Source organism: Clostridium sp. HMP27 (assembly GCF_000765165.1).
Classification (GTDB): Bacteria; Bacillota; Clostridia; order Clostridiales; family Clostridiaceae; genus Clostridium_AK.
Genome location: NZ_JMFY01000001.1, coordinates 128,347 through 153,798, shown reverse-complemented (window position 1 = coordinate 153,798; position 25,452 = coordinate 128,347). Strand labels below are relative to the sequence as shown.

25 protein-coding genes, 1 tRNA gene, 1 riboswitch and 2 other annotated features (1 of these 29 only partly in view) are annotated in these 25,452 nt (G+C 30.9%); of the genes, 12 read left to right on the top strand and 14 right to left on the bottom strand.

Going from position 1 to position 25,452, the window contains the following annotated elements; genetic code table 11:
- Positions 1 to 207: a binding site (T-box leader), on the bottom strand; it reaches 30 nt to the left of the window's first position.
- Between the two features lie 120 nt (positions 208 to 327).
- Positions 328 to 1,065: a spore cortex-lytic enzyme gene (sleB, locus tag DP68_RS00735; RefSeq protein WP_035304806.1), complete on the bottom strand. Its 738-nt coding sequence runs from the start codon at positions 1,063 to 1,065 to the stop codon at positions 328 to 330.
- Between the two features lie 92 nt (positions 1,066 to 1,157).
- Positions 1,158 to 2,423, bottom strand: coding sequence for a CBS domain-containing protein (locus DP68_RS00730; protein WP_035304804.1), 1,266 nt, complete (start codon positions 2,421 to 2,423; stop codon positions 1,158 to 1,160).
- A gap of 209 nt (positions 2,424 to 2,632) precedes the next feature.
- A riboswitch (M-box (ykoK) riboswitch) is annotated at positions 2,633 to 2,798 on the bottom strand.
- A 343-nt stretch (positions 2,799 to 3,141) separates the two neighbouring features.
- Between DP68_RS00730 and DP68_RS00725 the strand changes: the two genes are divergently transcribed.
- Positions 3,142 to 4,998, top strand: coding sequence for a YgiQ family radical SAM protein (locus DP68_RS00725; RefSeq protein WP_035304802.1), 1,857 nt, complete (start codon positions 3,142 to 3,144; stop codon positions 4,996 to 4,998).
- 40 nt (positions 4,999 to 5,038) lie between these two features.
- Here the strand turns inward: DP68_RS00725 and DP68_RS00720 are convergent, their stop codons facing one another.
- A complete protein-coding gene (locus tag DP68_RS00720) occupies positions 5,039 to 5,977 on the bottom strand; it encodes a YegS/Rv2252/BmrU family lipid kinase (RefSeq protein ID WP_035304800.1) in 939 nt (312 codons plus the stop codon).
- Between the two features lie 177 nt (positions 5,978 to 6,154).
- Positions 6,155 to 6,583 carry a CBS domain-containing protein gene (locus DP68_RS00715; protein ID WP_035304798.1) on the bottom strand — a complete coding sequence of 143 codons (429 nt, stop codon included), beginning with the start codon at positions 6,581 to 6,583 and terminating at the stop codon, positions 6,155 to 6,157.
- Between the two features lie 246 nt (positions 6,584 to 6,829).
- Here DP68_RS00715 and pssA point away from each other — a divergent pair, with 246 nt between their 5' ends.
- Entirely contained in the window at positions 6,830 to 7,342 is a 513-nt protein-coding gene (gene pssA / locus DP68_RS00710) for a CDP-diacylglycerol--serine O-phosphatidyltransferase (protein ID WP_035304796.1), read from the top strand.
- Positions 7,343 to 7,379: 37 nt separating this feature from the next.
- On the opposite strand, the gene DP68_RS00705 is transcribed toward pssA, so the two are convergent.
- Genes DP68_RS00705 through DP68_RS00695 form a run of 3 tightly spaced genes read right to left on the bottom strand, consistent with a single transcriptional unit; the run spans position 7,380 to position 10,112 of the window.
- The gene (locus DP68_RS00705) at positions 7,380 to 7,709 is read right to left on the bottom strand and encodes a hypothetical protein (RefSeq protein WP_035304794.1); all 330 of its coding nucleotides are present in this window, start codon (positions 7,707 to 7,709) and stop codon (positions 7,380 to 7,382) included.
- Between the two features lie 52 nt (positions 7,710 to 7,761).
- A complete protein-coding gene (gene sdaAB / locus DP68_RS00700; protein ID WP_035304792.1) occupies positions 7,762 to 8,436 on the bottom strand; it encodes an L-serine ammonia-lyase, iron-sulfur-dependent subunit beta in 675 nt (224 codons plus the stop codon).
- A gap of 17 nt (positions 8,437 to 8,453) precedes the next feature.
- On the bottom strand, positions 8,454 to 10,112 hold the full coding sequence (locus DP68_RS00695; RefSeq protein WP_035304790.1) for a nucleoside kinase: 1,659 nt from the start codon (positions 10,110 to 10,112) through the stop codon (positions 8,454 to 8,456).
- A 120-nt stretch (positions 10,113 to 10,232) separates the two neighbouring features.
- Here DP68_RS00695 and DP68_RS00690 point away from each other — a divergent pair, with 120 nt between their 5' ends.
- The 3 genes from DP68_RS00690 to fba all read left to right on the top strand — a co-directional run bounded on the left by DP68_RS00690 (position 10,233) and on the right by fba (position 12,385).
- Positions 10,233 to 10,904, top strand: coding sequence for a DUF421 domain-containing protein (locus DP68_RS00690; protein WP_035304789.1), 672 nt, complete (start codon positions 10,233 to 10,235; stop codon positions 10,902 to 10,904).
- Between the two features lie 5 nt (positions 10,905 to 10,909).
- Positions 10,910 to 11,290 (top strand): DUF4363 family protein, encoded by a 381-nt coding sequence (locus DP68_RS00685; protein WP_035304786.1) that lies wholly within the window; start codon positions 10,910 to 10,912, stop codon positions 11,288 to 11,290.
- 150 nt (positions 11,291 to 11,440) lie between these two features.
- Complete coding sequence (fba, locus tag DP68_RS00680; protein ID WP_035304785.1) at positions 11,441 to 12,385, top strand: class II fructose-1,6-bisphosphate aldolase; 945 nt, start codon at positions 11,441 to 11,443, stop codon at positions 12,383 to 12,385.
- 168 nt (positions 12,386 to 12,553) lie between these two features.
- On the opposite strand, the gene DP68_RS00675 is transcribed toward fba, so the two are convergent.
- The 3 genes from DP68_RS00675 to DP68_RS00665 all read right to left on the bottom strand — a co-directional run bounded on the left by DP68_RS00675 (position 12,554) and on the right by DP68_RS00665 (position 14,290).
- The gene (locus DP68_RS00675; RefSeq protein WP_035304783.1) at positions 12,554 to 13,588 is read right to left on the bottom strand and encodes a nucleoid-associated protein; all 1,035 of its coding nucleotides are present in this window, start codon (positions 13,586 to 13,588) and stop codon (positions 12,554 to 12,556) included.
- A 161-nt stretch (positions 13,589 to 13,749) separates the two neighbouring features.
- The gene (locus tag DP68_RS00670; protein ID WP_035304780.1) at positions 13,750 to 14,028 is read right to left on the bottom strand and encodes a spore coat protein; all 279 of its coding nucleotides are present in this window, start codon (positions 14,026 to 14,028) and stop codon (positions 13,750 to 13,752) included.
- A 28-nt stretch (positions 14,029 to 14,056) separates the two neighbouring features.
- A complete protein-coding gene (locus DP68_RS00665) occupies positions 14,057 to 14,290 on the bottom strand; it encodes a hypothetical protein (protein WP_291546774.1) in 234 nt (77 codons plus the stop codon).
- Positions 14,291 to 14,460: 170 nt separating this feature from the next.
- On the opposite strand from DP68_RS00665, the gene DP68_RS00660 reads away from it, so the two are divergent.
- The 6 genes from DP68_RS00660 to leuS all read left to right on the top strand — a co-directional run bounded on the left by DP68_RS00660 (position 14,461) and on the right by leuS (position 19,989).
- Positions 14,461 to 15,009, top strand: a complete 549-nt coding sequence (locus DP68_RS00660) for a CYTH domain-containing protein (protein WP_035304779.1) — start codon at positions 14,461 to 14,463, stop codon at positions 15,007 to 15,009.
- Between the two features lies 1 nt (position 15,010).
- Entirely contained in the window at positions 15,011 to 15,892 is an 882-nt protein-coding gene (locus tag DP68_RS00655; RefSeq protein WP_035304778.1) for a DUF5685 family protein, read from the top strand.
- A complete protein-coding gene (locus DP68_RS00650; RefSeq protein ID WP_035304777.1) occupies positions 15,876 to 16,481 on the top strand; it encodes a DnaJ domain-containing protein in 606 nt (201 codons plus the stop codon). The genes DP68_RS00655 and DP68_RS00650 overlap by 17 nt, the downstream gene beginning before the upstream one ends.
- A gap of 34 nt (positions 16,482 to 16,515) precedes the next feature.
- A complete protein-coding gene (locus DP68_RS00645; protein WP_291546769.1) occupies positions 16,516 to 17,031 on the top strand; it encodes a hypothetical protein in 516 nt (171 codons plus the stop codon).
- A 76-nt stretch (positions 17,032 to 17,107) separates the two neighbouring features.
- A tRNA-Gln gene (locus tag DP68_RS00640) sits at positions 17,108 to 17,183 on the top strand.
- 94 nt (positions 17,184 to 17,277) lie between these two features.
- Positions 17,278 to 17,484: a binding site (T-box leader), on the top strand.
- A 69-nt stretch (positions 17,485 to 17,553) separates the two neighbouring features.
- Positions 17,554 to 19,989: a leucine--tRNA ligase gene (gene leuS / locus DP68_RS00635; protein ID WP_035304775.1), complete on the top strand. Its 2,436-nt coding sequence runs from the start codon at positions 17,554 to 17,556 to the stop codon at positions 19,987 to 19,989.
- Between the two features lie 37 nt (positions 19,990 to 20,026).
- Here leuS and DP68_RS00630 read toward each other — a convergent pair whose 3' ends face one another.
- Positions 20,027 to 20,815: a GTP pyrophosphokinase family protein gene (locus DP68_RS00630; RefSeq protein WP_035304774.1), complete on the bottom strand. Its 789-nt coding sequence runs from the start codon at positions 20,813 to 20,815 to the stop codon at positions 20,027 to 20,029.
- A 132-nt stretch (positions 20,816 to 20,947) separates the two neighbouring features.
- On the opposite strand from DP68_RS00630, the gene DP68_RS00625 reads away from it, so the two are divergent.
- The gene (locus DP68_RS00625; protein ID WP_035304773.1) at positions 20,948 to 21,838 is read left to right on the top strand and encodes a DUF2225 domain-containing protein; all 891 of its coding nucleotides are present in this window, start codon (positions 20,948 to 20,950) and stop codon (positions 21,836 to 21,838) included.
- Positions 21,839 to 21,875: 37 nt separating this feature from the next.
- Here DP68_RS00625 and DP68_RS00620 read toward each other — a convergent pair whose 3' ends face one another.
- The 3 genes from DP68_RS00620 to DP68_RS00610 form a co-directional block, all read right to left on the bottom strand.
- Complete coding sequence (locus DP68_RS00620; protein WP_035304772.1) at positions 21,876 to 24,386, bottom strand: CoA-disulfide reductase; 2,511 nt, start codon at positions 24,384 to 24,386, stop codon at positions 21,876 to 21,878.
- Positions 24,387 to 24,404: 18 nt separating this feature from the next.
- On the bottom strand, positions 24,405 to 24,689 hold the full coding sequence (locus DP68_RS00615; protein ID WP_035304770.1) for a metalloregulator ArsR/SmtB family transcription factor: 285 nt from the start codon (positions 24,687 to 24,689) through the stop codon (positions 24,405 to 24,407).
- 74 nt (positions 24,690 to 24,763) lie between these two features.
- The gene (locus DP68_RS00610) at positions 24,764 to 25,450 is read right to left on the bottom strand and encodes a metallophosphoesterase (protein WP_035304768.1); all 687 of its coding nucleotides are present in this window, start codon (positions 25,448 to 25,450) and stop codon (positions 24,764 to 24,766) included.
- Positions 25,451 to 25,452 lie beyond the last annotated feature (2 nt).

Below are 25,452 nucleotides of genomic sequence, written 5' to 3'. Positions count from 1 at the left end.
ACTCTACACAAAAAATTGTGTGATATATTCAAGCACATTATATGCTCTATCAATTTAACGGTTGATTCCGTTGCAGCCTACTTAATATTTCGGTGCAATACTCCAGAGGGCACTTCATATAAATCTTTATATAGAAATCCTCTCAGCATACTAGATTTCCTCTCTGTAAATTCAATTTATATTACTTTCCTCTTTCAATGTATTTCCGACTATTTTACTATGGATTATATAATATTATTATATTCTTTATTTTCTATTTGTCAACTATGTAATTTACGACATTTATGGACAATATTAATTCCCAAATATATATATCATCATCAATTTTTATCTACAGAATCTATGCTTTCCTATAATCTTTATTAATGGACGTGACCATATCCATCCGCTAGTTGCTGTAACAGGATTAAAGTAGTATACTGCTCCACCTGAAGGATCCCATCCATTTAATGCATCTATAGCAGCATTTATTGAACTTTGCTGCATTTGTGCATTTATTTGGCCATCAACTATAGCTGTAAATGCTCCCGGTTGATAAATAACCCCCGCTATGGTTGATGGGAATCTCGAATCCCTTGTTCTATTTAAAACTACCGCTCCTACAGCTACTTGCCCTTCATAAGGTTCTCCTCTTGCTTCTCCATTTATAAGTCTTGCTAAAAGCTGCACATCTTGATTATTGGTAGTATTTGTTGGTGGTTTTGGATCATTTCCATTGCTGCCCTGTGATGATGTGTTACTTTGTGAAGTTATATATATACCTAGAGCCTTTAAAGTAGCATCACCTACCACTCCATCAACCTTAAGCCCATTCTTTTCTTGAAACTTCTTAACCGCAGTATAGGTTCCATATCCATATATTCCATCTACTGTACCATCATAATACTGCCAATTTTTTAACTTTTGTTGAATTTGGGAAACTCTATCTCCTTTTGAACCATAATAATATGTAATTACATCTAATGCCTTATTATAAGGTGTGAAATAGATGTATATACTGAAATATGCTATAAGTCCTACCATCATATAAAGTACAATTTTTCTGAAGCTTAAGCACTTCCTCATTACTGCGTCCTCCTTAAAAATTGTGTATATAAATATATTTTCTGCATATTTCCAAAAAAAATACTCATTAAATAGAAAAAAGCAGGCTTAATTTAGCCTGCTTTTTTAAACTTCTTTCTCCAAGTAGGAGCAAATATATCTTCTATTATATCGCTTATTATTATAATTCCACAAAGTTTTTCTTCCTCATCTACTACAGGTAATGCAAGCAAGTCATATTTTATAGACAATTCAACTGCTTCATTAATACTTTCACTATCCTTTATTTTAGCAAAGTCATTAACCATTATATCCGTAAGTTTCCCATCAAGGGGGGAAAGTATTAAATCTGTTAAGGAAACTGCTCCTTTTAACTTTTCATCTTTATCTATAATATATATATAATGCATAACTTCATGATCCGGCTTCATTTCCCTTAAAATTTCTATAGTTTCCTGAACAGTAATATCTATGTTAAACGCTATGAAATCCTTATTCATTATACTTCCTGCAGTTTCATCTTCATAGGTCATGAGTTCCCTGACTTCATCTGCATCTTCCTTTTCTAATGTCAAAAGTATCTTTTCTGCTGTTTCTTCATCTACCTCATCTAAAAGATCTGCAATTTCATCATTTGGCATACTATCTAGTACCTCAGCTCTTTTTGTTTGACTCAAATTTTCTAAGATATTAGCCTGAATCTCTGGTTCAATTTCTTCTAATATATTTGCAGCTAAGCCTTCATCAAAACTTTCAAAAACCAAGCTTCTATACTTTGTGTCCATTTCTTCTAAGATATCTGCTAAATCTGCAGGATGAAGCTTTGATAGTTTTTTATATGGTACTGATAGCTTAAGGTTATTATTTATCATCTCTAGGGACTCCACATTATCCCACATAATAATACTATCTCCGGGCCTCCTATGAAAAAAATTATATGCTTTTTTTGCAATTACCTCCATATTAAGCCTTCTAGCTAGCGCAAGTATTCCTGTGTCTACTGCAATTACCCTATATTCACCTGCAATTTCTGCCATTCTAAGGTCATTAACTCTTACTACCTTTTTCCCATTTATATCTACTATCTGCTTATCTAAAAGATGCCTAGATAAGAGATACGAGTATGCTCTAGGAATTATTTCTCTGGCACCCTTTACTTTGGTTATCATTTTGCCATGATCATCTTCAATAAACTGAATTAATTTAAACTCATAATTGAAGATCTCCCCATCCTTTTTAATTTTATAGCCGATTGCCCTTGGCATACCATCTTCTGTGGTAACATAAATGTCCCATAGCTTCCCAATGTTATCTCCAAATTCATCATATACTTTTCTATAGAGAATTTTACTCAAGAAGAAACTTTCTACCCTTTTCATAATATTCCTCCTTCCTATGCAGAGGAATACCGTATTAGTATAAAGAGCCCTTCTTAAATCACCTTATAATATAGAAGCACGCCTCTGCATAGCACATATTAAATTCTTTTAAGTTTGTCCGACCACTACGAGGGCCACTTTCCATTTAAATTCACCACCTGATTACTTAATCAAAAAACAAAAAGAGCGCAAAGGCTCCCTAAAACAAACAAAAATAATTTTCGTTGAGTTTTAGCACTATATAGCATGAGGACAAAGTCCAGCTACGTTAAATAAAACCTTAATTCGGTAGTACTTGTTGACCCATTGGCATCTCTCGATGTTTCCGGGCAGCAGCGTATCTCTATATAGGAGCCTCACCTAACCTTAAATTTTAAATTTTATTATACTATTATTATATTACTAAATAAAGAATTTGCAACCATAAAATTTGATATTTCTTTAAATCTCCTTAATAAATAGCTTCACATACATTTGGATTAAAAAATCTACAGTTTTTATCTATTATTTACTGTTTCCTATGAATTATGTACTCAATTTATTAAGAAAATATACTTTTTTACAAATAATTCATTAGAATTCTTACCCCTTGTAAATTTCTAGATATTTCTTAAAATATGTTTACTACCTAACAAAATAGATTATAATAGTATAATTAGAAGGCTTTATAATATGTACACAATAAACTATAAAATTAGAATAGGAGTTTATTATAAATATGAATTTAAATAAAAATTTTTTACCTGTAAATAAACAGGATTTAAAACAACGAGGCATAAGTCAGCTTGACTTTGTACTTATAACAGGCGACGCTTATGTTGACCACCCATCCTTTGGCTCTGCTATAATAAGTAGAGTCTTAGAAAGCCAGGGATATACGGTAGGCATAATCGCTCAACCTGACTGGAAAAGCGCTGAGAGTTTTAAAGCTTTAGGAAAACCTAAATATGCCTTTTTAATAAATTCAGGGAATATCGATTCCATGGTTAATCATTATACTGTTTCTAAAAAAAGACGCCATGATGATTTATATTCTCCAGGCGGCAAATCAGGCTATAGGCCAGACAGGGCTGTAATAGTATACTCCAATCGTGCTCGTGAAGCATACAAGGATGTTCCTATTATAATAGGAGGAATCGAAGGTAGCCTTAGAAGATTTGCACATTATGATTATTGGGATGATAAAATACGAAGAAGCATTTTATTAGATTCTAAAGCTGATTTATTAATATACGGCATGGGAGAAAAAATCATTATTCAAGTTGCAGATCTTTTAAAATACGGAATGGATATATCTAAAATAAATAATGTTTTAGGTACTGTATATTCTACAAAAGATATAAGTTATTTAAATGACTTTGTGGAAATCCCTTCATTTGAAGAGTGCGTAGAAGATAAAAAATCCTATGCCGAGAGCTTTAAGCTTTCGTACTATGAACAAGATGCCATTCGAGGAAAAACTGTAGTACAAAAACACGGCGATCAATATATAGTTCAAAATCCACCGCAAGTTCCTTTGACAGAAAGGGAAATGGATGAGGTTTATAACCTTCCATTTACCAGAACCTATCATCCAATGTATGAAAAAGATGGTGGAATTCCTGCCATAACAGAAGTTAAGTTTTCCATTACAAGTCATAGAGGATGCTTTGGTTCTTGCTCATTTTGTGCTTTAACCTTTCATCAAGGAAGGGTTATTCAAAACAGAAGCCAAGACTCTATAGTAGATGAAGCAACACTTTTAACTACTCTTCCTGACTTTAAAGGTTATATTCATGATATAGGTGGCCCTACAGCTAATTTTAGACACAGAGCTTGCAAAATTCAAGAAACTAAAGGTACTTGTAAAGATAGACAATGTATGTTTCCAACTCCGTGCAAAAATTTAATTGTAGATCATAGTGAATATCTAGGTCTTTTAAGAAGAGTAAGATCTCTACCCAATGTTAAAAAGGTGTTCATTCGTTCAGGTATTAGATTTGATTATTTAATGCTTGATAAAAAGGATGATTTTTTTAAAGACTTATGTAAACATCATGTAAGCGGGCAGCTAAAGGTTGCTCCTGAACATATAAGTAACAAAGTATTAAAATATATGGGAAAACCTAATAATGATGTATACGAAAAGTTTATAAATAAATATAAATCTATAAATAAAAATTTAGATAAAAAACAATATTTGGTCCCTTACCTGATGTCTAGCCATCCTGGTAGTGACTTAAATGCAGCAGTTGAACTTTCACAATATATAAAGCAAATGGGATACATTCCTGAGCAAGTGCAGGATTTTTACCCTACCCCTGGCAGTCTCTCAACTACTATATATTATACTGGAATAAATCCCCTCACAGGAGAAAAAGTATATACGCCTAAAACTCAAAAGGAAAAAAATATGCAAAGGGCTTTGCTTCAATTTAAAATACCTAAAAATTATAATACAGTTAAAGATGCCCTTATAGCATGCAATCGTGAAGACCTTATTGGAAAAGGCGCTCATTGCCTTATTGGAGATAAAGAGCCTAAAAACTCATCAAATAAACAGAATAGCAAAAATAAGAAATCAAAAAAACGCTAAAAATAAATGGATGCAGAATTTTTATTCTGTATCCATTTTATTATTTTAATCTTGCCCTTATAAGTCCAGGTCTTTTTAAGCTATGTTTTTCTTGATTTATATCAATGCCAAGCATTTGAATGCCTTCTTTTATACATTCAATTGTAAGAGGAAAATCTGGCCCTCTTTCTCCATCTATATCTGTAACAATATTTTCTTCTGTTTCTACCTGTAAATTACCTGTCTTAAAATACAATATACTTGTAGTATCTTCTAAGTGATCCCCTCTTATCATTTTTATAAACAGAGGTATCATATCTCTAATAGTTGCTGCCTTAATTATAATAACATCTAATAGGCCATCGTCCGTCTGAGCTTTATATGCTAATTTTAAATTTCCAGCTGTTTGTCCATTGAACACTAACATTAAATACATATCACCATCATAAGTTATTTCTTCCGAGGTTACTTTAACCCTTAGCTTTCTAAAATTAGGTATTTGTTCTATCCCTTTTACATAGTAAGCGAGCTTACCTAAGCTATTTTTTAAATTCACATCTGTTTTTTGAGATATATCTGTAAATAAACCCGTACTTGCTACATTCAAAAAATACTTATCATTAACTTTCCCTAAATCTACACCCTTAGGTTTACTATTTAAAATTTGAATGCAAGCTTCTTCTACATCTTGAGGTATGCCTAAATACTTAGCAAAATCATTTGCAGTTCCCACGGGAAGTATACCAATAGGTTTATTTATATTCAAGTTCCTCATATGATTCACTACATTATCTAAGGTTCCATCTCCTCCAGCAACCAATATGTAACTAAAACTCTCGTCTATATCATCAAAAGCTTTAGATAAATCATAGTCCATACTTATTCTATAAGGGACTATAGAATAGTTATATCTTTGATGTATTTTTACAATACTATCTAGATCAGAAATTATTGAATTTTCACCTGAATAAGGATTATAAATAAATTTTACTTTTTTCATACTAGATCTCCTATTTTTTTAAATAACCCATACAGAATTATAAGATGTTTCCTTAATTATTATAGTATATATTTACCAAACCCACAAGATACACAAAGCTTGTGGATTTGGCTTTAAATGATAGTTAATAAAAACTTTTTATTTTGTTACAAATTCCTTTTCTAAATGGATGCCTTATTATAACAAAGGTGTACTTGGTTCTGAAATATTACTCAAAGCCTCTCCTGCAGTTTCATTTGAACCTGATTCCACAGAAACGTCTCCTAAAGAGAGCATTCCTACTAAATTATTACTTTCAATTACTGGTAATCTTCTTATTTGTCTTTCACTCATTATTCTTGCTGCATCTTCTACATCTATATCACTTTTTATAGTTACAGGATTAGATGTCATTATGTCTCTAACTGTTTGCTTTTGAACATTTTCTCCTTCTGCTGAGGATCTTATAGCTATATCCCTATCTGTAATTATGCCTATTACCTTCTCTTCATTACACACCGGAAGAGATCCTATGTTATATTCCTTCATAAGTTGTGCTGCATGCTCTACAGTATCCTCTGGATTTAAACTTGCTACATTCTTTGTCATAATATCTTTTACTTTCATATCATAACACCTCCCGTCATAGTTTCTCCTGAATATTTATTTATAATACTATACTTTATATGATTTATATAAATCTAAACTTATTAGAATACTTGCTAGTAAAATATTGTTAAAATTATTAATTCATAAAAATTTTAATAATTTTTTTAAGTTTTTATTAATTATAAATTAGATTTGAGTTATAATATATAGTAACCGCATTTATATTATTGTATTTATTAAAAATTTTTAGGAGTTGATATTTTAATGAACAAAAACGCAGTCCCTAATATTTTTACTTTAAGTAATTTGGCTTTTGGGGTATTGTCTTTAATTATGACTTTTCAAGCTGATTATAAAATGGCCTCTCTATTTATTCTTATTGCTGGATTAATAGATAGATATGATGGTAGGGTAGCTAGATTTTTAGATGTATCAAGCGAGATTGGAAAAGAATTAGATTCATTAGCGGATCTAGTATCCTTCGGAGTTGCACCTTCTATATTAGTATTTAACTTATATAGCTTTTCAGAATTGGGACTTTTAGGTTATCTTTTATTGTTGATTTTCCCTATGTCTGGAGCATATAGATTAGCAAGATATAACATAACATCCTTTGATGGATTATTTACTGGTGTGCCTATTACTGCAGCCGGTTCCTTTTTAGCTCTTTATTCATTATTAACTATAGATAGAGTGGTGCAACCTATATTGCCAATAATCTTAGTGGTAATGTTCTCTTATCTTATGATAAGCAAATTAAGATTTAAAAAAGTATAAAAAAGGCTCATTGTAAGTTTTAAAAATTTACAATGAGCTATTCTTTTAGATTTAATTCTTCATCCACTTCTGTTTCAATATTTCTTATTTGAATTTTAGCCTTTATAACATGAGATTTTAATTTGCAGTAGTTCATATAATTACATCCACATACATCTAAAACATCTATAAGATCATCAATAACGAGCCCTAGTTCATTAGCTCTTTGTAGTGCTTTCTTTACATCGTTTTTACTAGCTAATGCTATACCATTTAACTCTTGAGCACCTCCAATTAGAAGTCTATAAGAATTAGTAAACTTAGTCAGTAAATCCGCTAAATTATTAATATCTAAATAGTAATCTTGAACTACCTTTCTGTGAGACATAGTCACCTCTTAAATATTTTTCCTATTTAAGTATACTTAGTTAGCTAAAATTTTATTCCTCTGTAGGACTTATTACTTTGACACTTCCTATATAAGGAATATCTTTTATCCTTTGTACTATATTTTCTTCTACTATGCTATCTGTTTCAAATACCATAGTTGCATTTGCTCCTCTTTTACTTCTATATACCTTCATAAAGGCAATATTTATATTCCCTTCATATAGTAATGCAGTAACTTTAGAAATCATACCCGGAATATCTATATGATTTATTATAAGAGTAGGGTACGCCCCTGTAAATTCAATCTCTTCACCATTTACTCTAGTTATTTCAATATTTCCTCCTCCTACCGAAGAACCCATTACTTCTATTATAGCTCCATCATCCTTATGAATTATAAACTTTACCGTATTTGGATGGACATCTCCTAAATCAGCTTCATGGAATGTTATATCTATATTCTTATCCTTAGCTATTTTTATGGAATCCCTAAGTCTTTCATCCCACGGATCCATGCCAAGTATTCCAGCAACTAATGCTCTGTCCGTTCCATGTCCTTTATAAGTTTTGGCAAAAGAACCATGCAAGTAAAATTCCACAGACTTTATTCCCTTACCTGCTATAATTCTGGCTATCTTTCCAAGCCTTGCTGCTCCAGCAGTATGAGAACTTGATGGCCCTATCATTATAGGTCCTACAATATCGAATACACCAAACTTTTTCATATTAAACCACCTTTTCTTTAGTACTTATAAAAACAACTTCCCCCTATAAATTCTCTTAAAATTGAATTTTCAGGTACAAAGCTCACGTCTACGTCCTTAAAGAAGTTTAAAAAGCTCTTAAGCTTTTGCGCCTGATAATAAACACTACTTTCAGGCTGTATTTTATTCAATTCACTTAAAGCAAATTTTTTCAGAACGCATAACTCATACACTAACGTTGAATTAAACATTACATCAGCATTTTCCTGGTATACAAATATATTTTTTTCTTCTCCCCTCTTTATGGAAGGCCACATCTTTAATGTTTCTTCTCCTCCATAGCCCCTTGATAAATAATCTCTTACAATTCTACGCATTATTCTAACATCCGTTGTAGATATTCTATTGTGATTATCAAGGTTTAACTGAGTAAGGGCACTTATATATATTTTAAATTTATTTTCAAAAGGAATAGATGCAGTAAGCATTTCATTTAATCCATGTATACCTTCTACTATAAGTATTCCATTGGGCGGAAGTTTAATTTTTTCTCCATTCCATTCTCTCTTTCCTTTTTTAAAATTATAAGTAGGTATTTCAACTTCCATTCCACTAAGTATTTGCTGAAGGTTCTTATTAAAAAGCGCCAAATCAAGAGCAAATATAGATTCAAAGTCAAACTCTCCATTTTCATCCTTAGGAGTGTTATCTCTGTCTACAAAATAGTCATCCAGACCTAGCGGAACAGGAATAAGCCCATTAACTCTAAGTTGTATGCCTAGTCTTCTGGCAAAGGTTGTTTTGCCAGATGATGATGGGCCTGCAATTAATATAAGCTTTGTATTCTTTCTTTCACTTATCATATCTGCAATATATGCTGCCTTTTTTTCATGCAGTGCTTCTGCTACCCTTATTATATCTATCATTTCTCCTGATTCAACCTTATCATTTAATGATCCTACATCTGCTACATCTAATATTCTTCCCCATTCCTCTGTTTCTTTAAAAATTTTAGCAAGCTTTTTATGCTCTATCAACTCTGGAATCTTGAATGGATTTTCTTCTGTAGGGTATCTTAAAAGAAGACCTGGTTTATAATATATTAAATCAAACATTTGAATAACTCCAGTAGATGGTGCCATTTGCCCATAAAAGTAGTCATATCTTCCATCTAACTCATAAAGACTTACTTTTTCTAAATTAACGTGTTTTAAAAGCCTTATTTTGTCATCCATACCATAACTGCTAAATATTTTTATGGCTTCTTCCTTTTTAACAGTTACTTTGTTTATTACAATATCTAAACTTATGAGATCTTTCATTTTATCCTTAATCTTTATAATTTCTTCCTCATTTAAAGGGGTTTCTTTTTCTATTTCTCCATATATTCCCTTACTTAAGGAATGTTCTATACTTATTTTAGCCTTGGGGAAAATATCTAATACAGCCTTTATAAGTATAAACTGAAGAGTTCTTATATAAGCCTTAAGCCCTATACTATTTGTAATATCAATTACTTGAAGAGTACCATTTTCTTTCACAGGACTATTAAGTTCATAAGTCTGATAGTTTATTTTCCCCAAAATAGCTGGAAGCTTAATATCACTTAAGTATTTATCTACTACAGATTTAATGTCGGTACCTTCTTCTACAATCACGTTATTTGAGCCTGGTAAATTTAATTTAAACTGTGCCATATATTATCCCCCTATATTTATTGTACTAATATTATACTTTAAATTTGTGAAAATTAATCTAACTTTACTAATAATTTTGAAATTTTTAAGAAAAAATATACATTATAGAGGGGTGATATTTTGTTTATAGTACTTATAAGAACTATTATATTATACTTTATAGTAATTATAGCTATGAGAATAATGGGTAAAAAGCAAATTGGTCAGCTAGAGCCTTTTGAACTTGCTATAACTATAATGATTTCGGAACTGGCATCACTTCCAATGCAAGATACAGAGGTACCATTAATTCATGGAGTTATACCTATAATAACTTTAATAGTTTTGCAAGCTTCCCTAGTAATATTACAATTAAAAAGTGAAAAACTTAGAAATATAGTAAATGGGAAACCTAGTATTTTGATAGAAGATGGGCAAATAGATATCAATGAACTAAAGCATCAAAAATTTAATATAAATGACTTGATGGAGGAGCTCCGTCTTCAGGGCTTTTATAATATCCAAGATGTTCAATATGCCATTTTAGAAACCAGCGGCCAACTATCTATCATACCTAAGACGGATTCTACTCCTGTTACAAAACAAGATTTGAATATTAAAACAAAACAAGATAGTCTTCCTATAACCTTAATTCTTGATGGAAAAATAAATCATGAAAACCTAAAGCTTGTTAAAATGACTGAAGATAAACTTCTATCAAAACTAAAGTCTTCTGGAGTGAATTCTGTAGATGAAATTTTTATAGCATTAATAAATTCTAAAGGAGAGTTTTATTATCAAAAAAGGACGTGACTTTTATGAAAAACATATTCCTTCCCCTAATCTTATTTTTAACTATGATAAGCACTATGATTTATTCTATATTTTTTCTTTCAAACACTTGTACTTCCATGTCTACAACTAATAGTAACCTAGAAAAATTTATTATAGAAGAAAAATGGGATGAAGCTAATATTACTGTAAAAAAACTCATGACTGAATGGAATACACACTCTAATAAAATATGTATATTCGTGCATCATCGAGAAATAGATAATATTCATAGTGAAATTAGCAAATTAACACAATATGTTAATTATCATAACAAAGATGAGTCTATGGCAAGCATTTATGCTATAAAATTTTTATTTGAGCATATACTTAATCTAGAAAAAATTAACACTCAAAATATATTTTGATATTTATCACTCATTTATAATATATATGCTACACTTATTTCTCCAAATGCAAACATTGTGTAATATTTTTTAATAATTGTAGCAAATTATTTTACCATGATTTATAATATATATAGTATAAATACAAATTTGGTATGGAAGGTGATATAAATGGCTTTAGTTACAACAAAGGAAATGTTTAAAAAAGCTTTTGAAGGGAAATATGCAATAGGTGCATTCAATATTAATAACATGGAAATAATTCAAGGAGTTGTAAATGCTGCAAAAGCTGAAAACTCTGCTGTTATTCTTCAAGTTTCTGCTGGTGCATTAAAATATGCTGGTCCTAAATATTTAAAACATATGGTTGATGCTGCTATTGAAGACACGGGTATTGATATTGCACTACATTTAGATCACGGTGCTAACATGGATCAAGTTAAACTTGCCATAGAATCTGGATTTACATCTGTTATGTTTGATGGTTCTCATTATGATTATGAAGAAAATGTAAGGCTTACAAAAGAAGTTGTAGAGTATGCTCACTCCAAAGGAGTTGTAGTAGAAGCTGAACTTGGTAAACTTGCTGGTGTAGAAGATGATGTTAAAGTTGCAGGTCATGAAGCTACATATACAGATCCTAACGAAGCAGTTGATTTCGTAAAGAGAACTGGAGTTGATTCCTTAGCTATAGCTATTGGAACAAGTCATGGAGCTTACAAATTTAAAGGAGAGGCTAAACTTGACTTTGATAGACTAGCTTCTATAACAGAAAAACTTGAAGCAGAAGGAATACACAACTTCCCAATAGTTCTTCATGGTGCTTCTTCCGTGGAACCTACTTTCGTTGAAATGTGCAATGAATTTGGTGGAGAAATTGCTGGAGCAAAGGGAGTTCCTAATGAAATGTTAAGAAAAGCATCTTCCATGGCTGTTTGTAAAATAAACATGGATACAGATTTAAGACTTTCGTTAACAGCTTCCATAAGAAAAGTTTTAGCACAAAATCCAAAAGAAATAGACCCAAGAAAATACTTAGGTGCTGGAAGAGAAGCTATAGAAGGTCTTGTTCAAAACAAAATTAAAAATGTTTTAGGTTCATCTAACAGTCTTTAATTTAATTAATAGTTAATACTGAGAATATTGTAGTAACCCATCAGTTATATTTAAAACTGATGGGTTACTTTTTAAGTTGAAGCTATTTGTTTCTTATTTGAGCAGAGATTAGGAACTAGAAATTCTTTTAAATTCTTATTCCTAGTGCCTTACTCCTAACCCCTAATATTACTTTTCAATATAATTAACAACTCCCTTTATAACAATATCTATAGTTCCATCCCCATTCCTATGTATTTGAAATCTATTTATATCATCATAGGCTTGTTCGTTTATATAAAGATCAATGTCCTTATCTATCTTTAATCTTATTCTTTTAAACTTTTTTTCTATCCAATCTCTATCTAATATTATATTATCTTGAACTCCTTCTGAAGAAACGTAATCCACAAAACTTGCTTTTTTTTCTTTGTCTTCGCCAAATATATGATCTGTTACTTCATGTAAGTTCAAGTTTTCTTCTTGTTTAAGCTTTTTCTTAATAGAACTCCTTACCTTTTCAGCCTTATCTGCATTTTCATTAAAGTTTGTTCTAGTCCATTCTTCTGCAGCTCTTACAAAGTTTTTGGTCATATCCCTTTCATTTTCAACAATTTTACAACCTAAAAACTTATTTATAAAATAGTTGGAGCCATACTCTTCTTCTTTATTCTTTTTTTGCTTATCCATAACTAGTAAATCATACTCTTGTTCTGGATCTATAAATTTTATAAATGCACATTTTTGTATCTTTTGACTGCTAGCTGGAAGTCCCGTATGGTCTGGAATTATATCTATATCAATTTTTTCTCCATTAAAGTTTATACTATGAGTGTAATTTTTAACATAATCCATCTTTATAATTCCAATCATATTGCCTCTTTCTGTTGATATACTTACTACTATAAGATCTGCGGAAGGTATATTCCCATTAGACTGCATTAATATGAATAATTGTCTCCCTATTTCCTTTGATACTTCTATGAAATTTCCTTGAGCAGATAAATATTCTTGGCTTAGCTCTTTTATGATATTTCTCTCTTCCTTAAACTTAGCATACTTAAGTTCTTCATCCTTTAAGCATCTTTGAATGTGTTTAAGTAGAAAGGTATATACTTCTTCATTTAATGTTAATCTTTGTTCATTTAATATAGGTTCATCTGCATTATTATCTAATACATGTATTATAGCCTCATTTATGTTGACTTCACTAATATAATCCATCTTAACCCCTCCATGAATACAATAATCATAAGTAAATATTTTCCCCTTAATTATTAAACATACTTACGTAATTGTCAATTTACTTTAACTTGTAAATTACCATATATTGATTCATAATAAAAAGCCCGCCTATGGCGAGCCTTTTACTTTTATTATCTTTCTTATTTTAATTCTTTTTCCATTACTACAGCATTAGTTTTTACTGTCTGAACATCTTCTGTGGGTGCATCTTGTGTTTGATACCATCCTAAATTTCTCATAGCATCAAATACTTTGTATTGAGTACCTTCAATACTTTTGAAATTATTCATAAGCACTCCTCTTAAATTCGGACAAGAAGTTTCTGTAATAAATGTAGCATAAGATGTAACTCCTTGTTTTTCTGATGTTAAAAGATCTTGCATTAGTTCTTTTTCAGTTAAGTTTGGTGAGTTATGCATAATAAATTACCTCCTATATAATTTAATATTACTGATGTGATTCTATATATGACTTTAACTGATTAAAGTTCTGTTTATGAGTTGCTGCACCCTGCTGACATAAATTTTTTAATTCTGGATTTGTACAATATTGTGCATATAAATCATATTTTTTGTTCATTAATGCTTCATAACCAAGTTCATCTTTAATAACCCTTAGGTTATTTTCTTCTATTTGTTTATCTGCACTTTTAATATTTGTCATTCCCATATTTGTAGCCATAATTATACCTCCTTGAAACTTTAAACTTTGTCTTTGACAGTATTTATTTTGTCCTTATTTTATTTTAATATTTGTATATCTTATTAGCATAAGTTCCTTTATTTACTTTGTTTTAAAATATTTAATTGTAATAAATTATGATATAATCTTATTTATAAGGAGTGATTATATTGAAGGAACTAGAAGTTAAGATACTTGATATAAATTTAAATGAACTAAGAAATAAATTAAAAGTTTTAAATTGCTCAAAAGTAAAAGAAGAAAATCAAATAAATGATTTGTTTGATTTTCCAGATAAAACTTTATTAAAAAAACATGGCTATGCACGAATACGCACTGTAGAGGACTTACTTAGGAATTCTACTAACTTTTATTTAACTGTAAAAACCTTAAGTTCTAGCGAAAAATTTAAAGTGATGGATGAAAATGAAGTTGAAATAATGAGTGGTGAAGAAGGAAAAGCTATATTAAAAGCTTTAGGTCTTGAACTTACTCAAAGTATAAAAAAGTATAGAGAAAGTTATAAATATAAAAATGCTTTAATTGAAATAGATATTAATGAAGAAAGCTTTTGCCCTTTTCCTTATATAGAAATTGAAGCTCAAACTTCTGAAGAAATAGAAGAAGTAGTTAAAGCTTTAGGTTATACTATGGAAGATACCACATCTAAAAGTATATATGAACTAATAGAATTATTTAAACAAAGAAAAGGATTATAATATGTTTGGTTATGTTACTCCTTGTAAAATGGAACTTAAGATAAAGGATTTTGAAAAATTCAAAGCTTATTATTGCGGATTGTGCAAAGCAATTAAAAATAACTGTGGAAATATTCCAAGAATGTCTTTAAATTATGATATGACCTTCTTAGGCATTTTATTGGATTCCTTAAAAGAAGATACTATAATCAGCACTAGAGAACATTGTGTTGTTCATCCTGTACAAAAGAAATTATTTATAATCGATAATGATGCTCTAAATTATGCAGCTTATTGTAATGTTATGCTGTTTTATTTTAAACTTTTAGATAATGTACAAGATGATAAAAGTATTAAAAGTAAGCTATCTTCTGTTATGCTAAAATATTATTTAAAAAAATATTTTAATAATTATAAAGAAATCACAGATTTTACAAGGGATAAGCTGCAAGAACTTTACAATGTGGAAAAAAGTGCCCAAAAACATACATTAGATTCATTATGTCACCCATTTGGAGAGCTTACAGCTTACCTTTTATCATATACTATAACTGATAAAGTCATAAAAAAACACATGCAGGAATTCGGATATAATTTAGGCAAATGGATTTATGTAATAGATGCATTTGATGATTTACAAAAGGATATGGAAAATAATAAGTTTAATGCTATAAGTTCAGTGTTAAATACTGATAATTTAGATTATGAACGCTTTAAAGAAGCTATTGAAGCTAGGATAGAATTTACATTATTAAGTTGTGGAAGAACCTGTACTTACTTATTAGATAAGCTGCCTATAAAAAGAAACTATGATTTGCTTTATAACATATTGCAATTAGGAATGATTGAAAAAATTAACAAAGTTTTTAAAAGGAGTGTTTTTGAAAATGAGAAATCCCTATGAAGTGTTAGGTATTAAACAAGGAGCCTCTCAGGAAGAAATAAAAAAGGCTTATAGAGAACAGGCAAAAAAATATCATCCAGATCAATATGGTAATAATCCTTTAAAGGACTTAGCTGAAGAAAAGATGAGAGAGCTAAATGAAGCTTATGATTATCTTATGAAAAACGGTCAAAGTACTTCATATAATGGCTCTAATAATAATTACAACTCTTCTAATTCTAATAATTACAGCGATTATAATAGTATAAGAATGGATATACAAAATGGAAACTTTAATTCCGCCCAACAAAAGCTAGAAAATATAAATGTAAGAAATGCAGAATGGAATTACCTTATGGGACTTGTATACTTAAGAAAGGGTTGGCATGATTCATCTTATCAATATATTCGCAATGCTTGTAACATGGACCCTTCAAATTCAGAATATAGAGAAGCTCTAAATCGCATCAACAGTATGAATAACTCTTATAGGGAACCTTATTATTCTACTAGAAGAAATGATAATGGTATGGGTGACTTATGCCTTAAACTTTATTGCGCTGATTGCTGCTGCGAATGTTTAGGTGGAGATTTAATTAGTTGTTGTTAATTAAAATATCATAACTAGTTCAAATTAGGAGATGATGACTTTGAAAAGTTCTCATATATCAAAGGGAGGCTTTCTTACAGCCCTAGGTGTCTTATTAATATATCTAAGTACTATAATACCTACAAATAAGATTTTTATATTAGGAATAGCTTCCTCCTTAACTCCTGTAGCCTTAATATCTACAAGTTTGCAAAACACCATAGTTATGTATATTGCTACTTCCATTATAAGTTTTTTGTTATTAGGGCTTAGAGGACAAGTGATTTTATATATTATTTTCTTTGGAACCTATGGAATTATAAAATTTCTTATAGAAAGAATTAGAAATTCAAAGCTAGAATGGCTTTTAAAATATCTATTTTTTAATTTGTGCTTATTTTTGTGTTATCTTTTATACAAATTCTTATTTTTAGGAGAAGTTGATTTAACTAAAATCAAATTGCCTATACCTCTTTTTATTATGGCCTTAGAAATAGCCTTCTATTTTTATGACTATGTGCTAACTTATGCAATACATTATGTTAAGACAAAACTTCTAAAAAACTTATAAAAAACTGTTGACACATTTTAATAATTTGATATAATAATAAATGTCGACAATATGGTCGACAAAAAAATAGATATAATGCCCATTAGCCAAATGGTAAGGCACCTGCCTCTGGAGCAGGCATCCTGTTGGTTCGAGTCCAGCATGGGCAGCCATAAGAACTCTTGTTAATCAAGAGTTCTTCTTTTATAACTTTATAGGTATTGACATTAAAATCTATTTAGTATAAAATTTAATAAAATTTTATATTTAAAGGCTTTGAACAGGAGTAGTAGTAATTTTATTACTTTTAGCGAGCTGTTGTGTGGTGTAAAACAGTAGTAATGAATTATGAACTCGCCTTGGGAGCTTATCTGTAGAAAAACAGATACGGTTATTCCGTTAAAATTTTAAGAGAAAGCTAATCCTTAGCTTTAAATAGAGTGGTACCGCGGAGTTTAAACCTTCGTCTCTTTTATTAAGAGACGAAGGTTTTTTGTTTTATAAATAAATATATAAAATTCAAATTAAAGGGAGCGATAATATATGGCTAACTACAGCACAAAAATTGATGAAAAGTGGCAAAAAAAGTGGGAAGAATCAAAACTATATAAATTCGATAAAAATAATCCTGGAAAAAAGCTTTATGTTCTTGAAATGTTTTCTTATCCATCTGGAAGTAAACTTCATGCGGGACACTGGTTCAATTACGGACCTGTAGATTCATGGGCAAGAGTTAAAAAAATGCAAGGATATAATGTATTTCAACCTATGGGTTTTGACGCCTTTGGTCTTCCTGCAGAAAACTTTGCTATAAAAACAGGAATACATCCTTATGATTCCACAATGAAAAACATTGAAACCATGGAAAAGCAACTAAAAGCTATGGGAGCAATGTTTAACTGGGAAAATGAGGTTATAACTTGTAAAGAAGATTACTACAAATGGAACCAATGGTTATTTTTAAAGTTATATGAAAAGGGTCTTGCTTACAGAAAAAAAGCTCCTGTTAATTGGTGCCCTAGCTGTAATACTGTTCTTGCAAATGAGCAGGTTGTTGATGGCAGCTGCGAAAGATGCAGTACAGAGGTTACAAAAAAGAACTTAACTCAATGGTTCTTAAAAATTACAGATTATGCAGATGAGCTTTTAGAAAAGCTTGATACCCTAGATTGGCCTGAAAAAACAAAATCAATGCAAAAACACTGGATTGGAAGATCTACAGGAGCTGAAGTTAACTTTAAAATAGATAACTCTAATTTAGAGTTTAGTGTATTTACCACAAGAGCAGATACATTGTATGGTGTAACTTATGTGGTGCTTGCCCCTGAAAACGAACTAGTGGATAAGGTTACTACAAATGAATATAAAGAACAGGTAGAAGCATATAAAGATGAAACTAAAAAACAATCTGATATAGAAAGACAATCCATAACTAGAGAAAAAACAGGAGTATTTACTGGTTCTTATGCTATAAATCCTGTAAATGGACGCAAGGTTCCTATTTGGGTTGGAGATTACGTATTAAATACCTATGGTACTGGTGCAGTTATGGCCGTTCCAGCTCATGATGAAAGAGATTTTGCTTTTGCAACTAAATACAATCTTCCAATTGAAAGAGTTGTAGATGGTGGAGATCTTCCTTATACAGACCCAGGAACTATGATAAATAGTGAAGAATTCAATGGAATAAATTCTGAAGAAGCAAGAAGCGCTATTGTTAAAAAGCTTGAAGACAAAAAATTAGGCTCAGAAAAAATAAACTATAGATTAAGAGACTGGCTTGTATCTCGTCAAAGATATTGGGGTACACCTATTCCAATGATACATTGTGATAAGTGCGGAACTGTCCCAGTACCTGAAGATCAGCTGCCAGTAAAGCTGCCATATGACGTTGAATTTGCTCCAGATGGTAAATCTCCTCTTGCTAAATCAGAGGAATTTATAAATACTACTTGCCCAGTATGCGGTGGTCATGCAAAGAGAGAAGCAGATACTTTGGATACATTTGTATGTTCTTCTTGGTATTACTTAAGATATGCAGATAATAAAAATGATAAAGAAGCTTTTAATTCTGAAATGATTAACGAAATACTTCCTGTGGATAAGTATGTAGGAGGCCCTGAACATGCTTGCATGCATCTTTTATATGCTAGATTTATTACAAAGGCGCTTAGAGATATGGGCTATTTAAACTTTGATGAACCATTTACATCCTTAACTCATCAAGGCCTTATACTTGGACCTGATGGACAAAAGATGAGTAAGTCTAAAGGAAACACAATTTCACCTGATGATTATATAACTGAATTTGGTGCAGATGTGTTTAGAATGTATTTAATGTTTGGTTTTGATTATACTGAAGGCGGAGCATGGAGTGACGATGGAATTAAATCTGTAGCAAGATTTATAGATAGAGTTGAAAGAATACTAGGTTCTTCTAGAGAATATACCCAAAACCCTATAAATGATAAAAATACTGTAGATAAAACTGAAAAGGAATTAAACTTTATAAGACATTCTACTATTAAGTCTATAACAGAAGATGTGGAAAAAATGCAGTTTAATACTTGTATAGCAAGACTTATGGAGTTTACAAATGCTTTATCTAAATATTTAAGTGAAGAAAGTAAAAATGCTTCTTTCTTAAAAGAATGTATACTTGACTTTATAAAACTTATATCATCATTTGCTCCTCACTTTGGAGAAGAGCAATGGGACCTTTGCGGAAAAGATTTCTCTGTATTTAATGAGAAGTGGCCTGAATTTGATCCTAAAGCTTTAATTAAGGATGAAGTTGAAATAGCTATACAAATAAATGGCAAAATCAAAGCAAGAATAAATGTACCTTCTAATTTAACTGAAGATGCCATAAAAGAAGCCGCACTTACTTGTGATGAAATTCAAAAGAACACAGAAGGAAAAAATATAGCTAAAGTAATTGTTATAAAAGGCAAACTTGTAAATATAGTTGTAAAATAATATAAATAAAAATCCTGCTAATATTTTAGCGGGATTTTTATTTATATCTATCTAATGTTTTTTCTGTAGCATTTAATAAGTTATTTAATTCGGATACTTCCCCTTCTTCAACAAGTTTATTTAACTGAACTTGATACCTGGTAGATTCCGAAGTTTTACCAAGCGATGATAGCATTAGGATATTGTCCATAATATCTGATACTATATTAGATTTTACCTCAAATATTTTTTGAGCATCCTTTATTTCATCCTTTATTTCAAGCATTCTTTGATCTAGCTGAAATGCTGCATCTGCTGCAACTTTAAGTTTATTTCTTATTTCCTTAGGTATATCATGCTTATATTTATAATTTAACGAATGCTCTATAGTTGCCCAAAAGTTCATGGCTAAGGTCCTTATTTGAAACTCTGCTAAAATATCCTTTGTCCCATCTGCCATATTAACAGGATATTTTACAATAACATGATAACTTCTATAACCACTTCCCTTTACGTTAGTAACATAATCCTTTTCATACATGATTCTCATATCACTTCTTTGGCGTATAAGCCCTACTACCTTTTCTATATCATCTACAAATTGACACATTACCCTAATACCAGATATATCTTCCATTTCGTATTCTATTTTATCTAAGGGTATGTCAAATTTATTTGCTTTTTCAAAAATACTTGATAATTCCTTAACTCTTCCTGTTACAAATTCTATAGGAGAATATTCATTTTTTCTTCTATATTCAGTTCTTATACTTCTAAACTTAACTTTTAGCTCTTCTACAGCCTGTTCATAAGGTATTAAAAAAGTTTTCCATTCCCTTATAGCCATATGAACGCCACCTTCCTTTTAATTCTTTATAATTATACTATACTAAATTTTGAATTCATAAAACACTTTTAAATATTTTTGATATAATAATATATATATACTACAAAAATATTGGGTTAAATGGTGATTAAAATGAGTAATAAAATTTTTTCAGATTTACAAAGCTTAGGCTTTGATAACTTAAACGATATAAATATATATAAAAAAGATAATAATACTTCAATTGTAGAGGATAAAAAAAAGGAAGTCAACAAATTATCCCATATCTACGAAAAGGAAGTATCCTGTCCTGTGTGCAACAATGTATTTAAGGCTAAAGCTGTGAAAACTTCTTCCTACAGGCTTGCCTCGAAAGATTCAGATCTCTTTATGAGATTTAGCCTTATAAATCCGTATTTTTACGATGTATGGATTTGTGATAATTGCGGATATGCATCGTTAAAAAATGACTTTGGTAGATTAAGTGACCTGCAAGTAAATGCCGTAATCACCAAAGTTAAATCTAAATGGAAGGGAAGGGAATATCCCGAAGAATATAATGAAGATATAGCTATTGAACGATATAAACTAGCCTTATTAAATTATATTGTAATAGGTTCTAAATCCAGCAAAAAAGCTATGACTTGCTTAAAAATAGCTTGGATGTATAGATTAAAAACTGATACGGAAAATGAAAATATTTTCTTAAGTGAATCTCTTAAAGGTTTTGAAGATGCTTATTTAAATGAAGATTTACCTATATACGGCATGGACAAGTTCACTTTAATCTATCTCATAGGAGAATTAAATCGAAGACTAGCTCAGGATGACAAGGCTTTAAAGTGGTTTGGAGATGTCATAACCTCTAAAGGTTCTAGTGTAAAGCTTAAGGATTTGGCACGTGGCCAAAGGGATTTAATCAAAGAAAAACAAGCTATAGAAGAGTTAAAAACTACCGAATTGCCTCCCTCCGTTGATTTAAGCAATGATGAATCTAAATCTAAAAATATAGGCTTTCTTTCAAAATTGTTTAAAAAAAGCTAGAGGCATAAGATAAACTTTATCTTATGCCTCTTAATTATTATATAAATAAATTTACGTTTGAATCTTCAGCTTCTCCTAAGTAATATCCTACTCCACCTATCTTAACTCCATCTATAAGTTCTTCATGCTTTATTCCCATAACGTCCATGGACATTTGACATGCAACTATTTCTATGCCACTATCTATAGCTGACTGAATTAATTCTTCTAAGGAGCTTACATTTTTATTTTTCATAACATTTCTTATCATCTTCGCTCCCATTCCCATCATGTTCATGTTTGAAAGCTTTAATCGTCTGCTTCCTCTTGGCATCATCATTCCAAACATCTTATCCATAAATCCTTTTGCTACAGATACCTTTTCATGCTTTCTTAGTATATTTAATCCCCAGAAAGTAAAGAACATAGTAACCTTTTTACCCATAGCAACAGCTCCATTAGCTATTATAAAGGATGCAATAGCCTTATCCAAATCTCCACTAAATACAACCAAAGTCTTGTTATCTTTAGATGGCATTGTTAAGTTTTCTACTCTACTAACTGCATTTTCATTAATACCCTTTTTAATCACTGCTGTAACCATACCCTTTTCCTTTTTAGCGTCTAAAAGTGTATTATTCGTTCTTTGACACCAAGATTTAATGTCCACATAAAAACCTGGATCAGATGCCTTAGCTTTTAGCACTTCCCCCTCTTTCATTGCACCTATTGTTGCATTAACCTGCATCAATGGACCAGGGCAGCTAAGTCCACATATATCTATTTCCTTAGTTATTTGTAAATCTTCCTGTGGATGATTTATCACTTTATTTTCAGACATATTCACATTATCCACACCTTTATTTGTATTATTAATTTTCATATGTGTATTATTCTCAAAATCGCTTTCATCTACATCGTCTGGTTTAAACTTAATCATTTCATAGGTCTTATATCCACCTGCTATATCTTTTGCATTAAATCCATGAGCTTTTAATATTCTTGTTGCAATGTATCCTCTAAGGCCGACTCTACAATATAACCATATTTCTTTATTTTTATCTAACTTATCTAAGTTTTCTCTTATAGTGTCTACAGGTAGATTTATAGAGTCCTCTATACTACCACTGTTAAATTCAATAGTTGAGGATACATCAACTAAAGTAACATTATTTTTATCTCTGTTATCCACATCAAAAGGAGATACCATTTCTACCTTTCCTGTAAGTACATTTTCTGCTACAAAACCTGCCATATTTACTGGGTCCTTTGCTGAAGAATATGGCGGCGCATAGGCAAGTTCTAACTCTGCTAAATCATATATAGTTCCATTAAGTCTTATTGCTGTAGCAATATCATCAATCCTCTTATCTACTCCATCATATCCACAGGCCTGAGCTCCAAGTATTCTCCCTTCATCATTAAATATAAGTTTTATAGACATTGGTATAGCTCCTGGATAATATGATGCATGAGATTGTGGATGAACATATACAACCTTATATGGCATATTATACTTTTGTAGTGTTCTCTCATTATTTCCAGTGCTTGCTGCAGTTAAATCAAATACTTTTATAATTGCAGTGCCTTGAGTTCCCTTAAAGGTTGACTTTATACCAGAAATATTATCTGCCGCTATTCTTCCTTGCTTGTTAGCAGGTCCTGCCAGAGCTATTGCCGCTTTACTTTTATTTATAAAATCTACTATTTCTACGGCATCTCCCACAGCATAAACATTTTCAATATTTGTTTCCATATTATCATTTACTATGATATGGCCCTTAGGTCCTAATTCAATTCCACTATCCTTTAAAAATCCAGTGTCCGGACTTACTCCTATTGAAAGTACCACCATGTCAGCTTTTAATGTCTTTCCACTAGAAAGTACTACTGAAGTTCTTCCTCCTTCTTTCATAAAGGATTTTACTCCATCTCCAAGCACAAGTCCTACCCCGTTTTCTTGAAGTTCTTTTTCTGCATAAGCGACCATTTCAGAATCAAAAGGTGCAAGGATGTGTGGCGCTGCTTCAACTAGTACTGTTTTAACTCCTCTATGAGTCAAATTTTCTGCCATCTCAACCCCAATATATCCTCCACCTATAACCACTGCATTTTTAATGTTATTATTATCTACATAACCCTTAATTTTATCTGTATCCGGAATATTTCTTAACGTAAATATTGTTTCATTATCTATTCCTTCGATAGTTGGCTTTAAAGGCTTTGCTCCTGGTGAAAGTATTAGATAATCATAAGTTTCTTCATATTCACCTTTATTTTTACCTTTTACTTTAACCTTTTTATTTTTTACATCTATCTCTACAACTTCACTTTCTGTTCTTATATCCATATTAAATCTTGCAGACATTGCCTCTGGAGTTTGCACTATAAGTTTCTCTCTTTCCTTTATAGCTTCTCCAACATGATATGGAAGTCCACAATTTGCAAAGGAAATATACTCTCCTTTTTCAAACATTACAATTTCTGCTTCTTCATCTAATCTTCTAAGTCTTGCTGCTGCAGATGCCCCACCTGCAACTCCTCCGACTATTAAAACCTTCTTACTCATAGAATACCTCCATAAAAATTATTCCTCGAATAAAGCTTCAACTAACTTCCTAACTAAAGGGCTTGCCACGGTATAATTTATCTCAAGTCCATTTCGTTCACCTTTTATTATTCCTAAACTTCTTAACTTTTGTAGATGTTGTGATATGGTAGATTGAGGTGCGTTTAAGCAATTCTGCATATGTGTTACATTACAACCACCATTTTCTAAAAGTCCTTTTACTATACAAAGACGTACAGGGTGGGCAAGAGCCTTTAGGAGTTCTGCCTTTTCCTTAAATAATTCCTCGTTATAGTTATTCATTCTTATACCCCCTATCGCTATATTTATATATTATGTTTTTACGATATATTTGTCAACAATTTAGCCAGTAAAAATTATAAAATTTTTACTGGAGCAAAATCCAAATAATCACACGAGGTTAGACTATATTCTATTTCCTCTATCTTTCCCTGAAAATGACTTTCTTTATTCGCATTATGGATATGACCATATATTACCTTATCCACACTATACTCATTAAATATTTCTAACAATCCTGCATCTACTGAATTATTGATTATCGGAGGATAATGTATCATAATTATAAACTTATTAAATCCACTCTTTTTAGCTGACTCTAATGATAACTTAAGTCTTATAAGTTCCCTATCATATATCTTTTTATCATGCTCTGTAAATTTATCCGCTTCAGGCAAAATCCATCCTCTAGTACCACAAATAGCATACTCCCCATAAGAAAAGTAATTATTTTGTATAAATTTCATATCCTGATACATGCTGTTCAGTTTTGATATACTAGTCCACCAGTAATCATGATTCCCCTTGATAAGTATCTTTCTCCCTGGAAGGTTATGTATCCATTCTAAGTCTATTTTACCATCTTCCATTTTCATAGACCAGGATATATCACCTGCAATTAAAACTGTATCCTCATTATTTACTGTATCCAGCCAATTCTCTTTAATCTTTTCTTCATGGTTAATCCATTTCTCTCCAAATATGCCCATTGGCTTATCTGCTTCAAATGACAAATGTAAATCTGATATTGCATATAATGCCATAT